4 protein-coding genes are annotated in these 3,066 nt (G+C 72.5%); all 4 read right to left on the bottom strand.

Going from position 1 to position 3,066, the window contains the following annotated elements; translation table 11 throughout:
- Positions 1-54: 54 nt before the first annotated feature.
- The gene (locus VKG64_03970) at positions 55-441 is read right to left on the bottom strand and encodes an arsenate reductase family protein (GenBank protein ID HKB24190.1); all 387 of its coding nucleotides are present in this window, start codon (positions 439-441) and stop codon (positions 55-57) included.
- Positions 438-1,283 carry a PHP domain-containing protein gene (locus tag VKG64_03965; protein ID HKB24189.1) on the bottom strand — a complete coding sequence of 282 codons (846 nt, stop codon included), beginning with the start codon at positions 1,281-1,283 and terminating at the stop codon, positions 438-440. The genes VKG64_03970 and VKG64_03965 overlap by 4 nt, the downstream gene beginning before the upstream one ends.
- 2 nt (positions 1,284-1,285) lie before the next feature.
- Positions 1,286-2,755 carry a leucyl aminopeptidase gene (locus tag VKG64_03960; protein ID HKB24188.1) on the bottom strand — a complete coding sequence of 490 codons (1,470 nt, stop codon included), beginning with the start codon at positions 2,753-2,755 and terminating at the stop codon, positions 1,286-1,288.
- Between the two features lie 45 nt (positions 2,756-2,800).
- On the bottom strand, positions 2,801-3,066 hold a 266-nt coding region (locus tag VKG64_03955; GenBank protein ID HKB24187.1), incomplete at its 5' end, for a DUF2442 domain-containing protein.

Here is a 3,066-nt window from a genome sequence, read left to right as displayed (position 1 = left end):
CCATCTCTGCCTCCTGGGGTCCCGGGTGGAAATGATTGCCCCAGGAACGTTCGATCAGGCGTTCCGGTTCCCGGGCTCGCCGGCCTTCCGCACCTCGTTCACCCAGGCCTGCCAGGCCTCCGGCTGGTGGCCGATCGTCACGCGGTGGCCGCTTCTGACGAGCGGGGTCCGAAGAAGCCGCGGCTCGCCGAGGGCCTTCTCGACCAGGCGCTCGGGCGAGTCGCCCGCGACGTGGAGGCCGAGCGCCTTGAACCGCGGGCCCGCGCGGTCGATCAGCGCGGCGGCGCCGAGCTTCTCGGCGAAGCGCCGGAGCTCCCCGCGCGCGGCCGGGCGCTCCCGCATGTCCACGAAGTGCACGGGCACCCCGCGCTCCTTGAAGAAGCGCTGCGCCTTGCGGGTCTCCTGGCAGTCGTTGAACCCGAAGATCTGGACCCGGATCACGGCGCGCCGCGGCGCGCCTCACCGGCCTTCGCGCGGAGCTCGTCCCAGACGGCGAGCGGGATTGCCGGCGTACCCGGGTGCGCAGCGTGGCCGATCTGCGGGCCGTGGAAGTCGGAGCCGCCCGTCGCAATGAGGCCGAGCCGCGTGCACATGTCCCGATAGAGGGCGGTCTGGGCCGCGGAGTGCTCGGGATAGTAGGTCTCGAGGCCCATGAGCCCGGCGGACACCAGCTCGGGGATCAGCTCGTCGCGGCCGGCCAGGCCGGGATGGGCGAGCACGGGCACGCCGCGCGCCCGCCGGATGACCTCGACGGCCTCCACGGGCGTGAGCCGCCTGCGCGGCACATTCGCGGCGCCGCCCGCGTGGAGGTACCGGTCGAACGCCTCGCGCACGGACTTCACGTAGCCGTGCTCGACCATCACCCGGGCGACGTGGGGGCGCCCGGCCGAGCCCTCCTTCACGAGGGCGAAGACCTCCTCGGGGTCGATCGGCATCCCGAGCTCGGTGAGCCGCTCGGCGATCCGGCTGACGCGGGCGCGCCGCTCCTGCCGCTGGGCGTGCAGGAAGTGCTGGAACCACTCGGTTTCCCAATCGATCAAGTAGCCGAGGACGTGGATCTCGGCGCCCGGCACGTCGCAGTTGATCTCGATGCCGGGGACGATCGTGAGCGGCTCGTGCTCGCGCGCCTCGGCCATCGCCTCGCGGAGGCCGTCGGTCGAGTCGTGGTCGGTGATCGCGAGGACGCGCACGCCGTGGCGCGCGGCGAGGCGCACGAGCTCTCGCGGCGGCAGCATGCCGTCCGACGCCGTCGTGTGGGAGTGGAGGTCAACCGGGCCGCCCACGCTCAGCTCGTGAGGTACGTGAGGAGCGTGCGGACCGCGCTGCCCGTCGCGCCCTTCGGCGCGAGCGCCAGGTCCTTCTCGGTGAACGCGGGCCCGGCGATGTCGAGGTGGGCCCACGGCATGGCGCCGGCGAACTCCTTCAGGAAGAGGCCCGCCGTGATCGCGCCGCCGCCCCGGGGGCCGACGTTGTTCAGGTCGGCGACGTCGGACTTCAAGTTCTCGCGGTACTCCTCGAGCAGCGGCAGCTCCCACACGTGCTCGCCCGCGGCCTCGGCCGCGTCGAGGAGCCGCCGGGCGAGCGCCCGGTCGTTCGCCATGAGCCCGGCGCAGAGCGGGCCGAGGGCGATGACGCAGGCCCCCGTGAGGGTCGCCATGTCCACGACCTCGTCGGGCTTCACCTTCTCCGCCGCGTAGCAGAGAGCGTCGGCAAGCGTCAGCCGCCCCTCCGCGTCCGTGTTGCCGATCTCGATCGTCGTGCCGTTCATCGCGCGCAGCACGTCGCCGGGACGGATCGCGGAGCCCGAGGGCATGTTCTCCGTCGCGGCGATGAGGCCGTGGACCTCGACCGGCGGCCTGAGCTTCGGCAGCGCGTCCATGATCCCGAGCACCGCGGCGGCGCCCGACATGTCGTACTTCATGCGGAGCATGCCCTCGGAGGTCTTGAGGTCGAGGCCACCCGAGTCGAACGTGATGCCCTTGCCGATCAGCGCGACGCGCTTCTTCCGGCGGCCCGGCGGCGTGTACGTCAGGTGGATGAACTTCGGGGGCTCCTCGCTCCCCGCGGCGACGCCGAGGAACGCGCCCATCCCCATCCGCTGGCACTCGGCGCGGTCGTAGACGCGGACGCGAAGCTTCCGCGCCTTCGCCAGGTCCGTCGCGGCGCGCGCGAGGGCCGTCGGGCTCAGGTCCTTCGCCGGCGTGTTGATGAGGTCGCGGGCGAGCCACGTCGCGCGCGCGAAGGCTTCGCCACGCCCCACGCCCTCGGCCACGTCGCGGCCGCGCCGCGCGTCCGCCTCGACGACGGAGAGCTCCTCGACGACGCGCTCGGCCTTCTCCTTCTTGTAGCGCTCGAAGGCGTAGAGGCCGAGCAGCGCGCCTTCGACCACCGCCTGCGCGCGCTGCCGGGCGGGCAGCCGGTCGCCGAGGACCTCGGCGGCGACGGTGCGCGCGCCGAGGTCGCGCGCCCGGCGCGCCGCTGCCGCGGCGGCGCGCCGCAGGACCTCGGCCGTCGTCTCGGCGCGCGGACCCAGCCCCGCGACGACGACGTGGCGCCCGAGCGCGTGGAGGTGCGCGACCTGCCCGGCCTTCGCCTTGAACTTCTCAGCGTCGAGCGCGGTCTTGACCCGGCCGCCGGCCGCGCGGTCGAGCCGAGCGAGCCCCTCGGGCAGGCGCTTCTCCTCGGCGTAGAGGCCGACGACGAGCGCGTCGGCCGCGACGGCCTCGAGCCGCTTCGTGACGATCGCGACCTTCACGCGCGGTCTCCTCTCCCGAATGCCTGGGCCCGCCGGGTCATGCGGCTACGCCACCTGTCGGATGTCCGTGGCGGCGTACAGGGTCTCGGGCGCGATATCGGCGCCATTCGGCCAGCAGACCGTCGAGCCGGAAACGAAGAAGCCGCGAAAGTAGTCGACGTCACGGAGCGGTTCGAAAATTGGTCCCTGCAGCCACGGGAGAAAGTCAACGGTCTTCGACGTCCCATCGTTAAAGGTAAGGGAGATTCGATACTCCCCGCGGTACTCGGCCTTCACGACACTTGGGAGAATCGTCATCTGAGTCTGCTCCT

The sequence above is a fragment of the Candidatus Methylomirabilota bacterium genome (genome assembly GCA_035260325.1).
Taxonomy (GTDB): Bacteria; Methylomirabilota; Methylomirabilia; order Rokubacteriales; family CSP1-6; genus AR19.
This window is presented reverse-complemented; position numbering and strand designations above follow the sequence as displayed.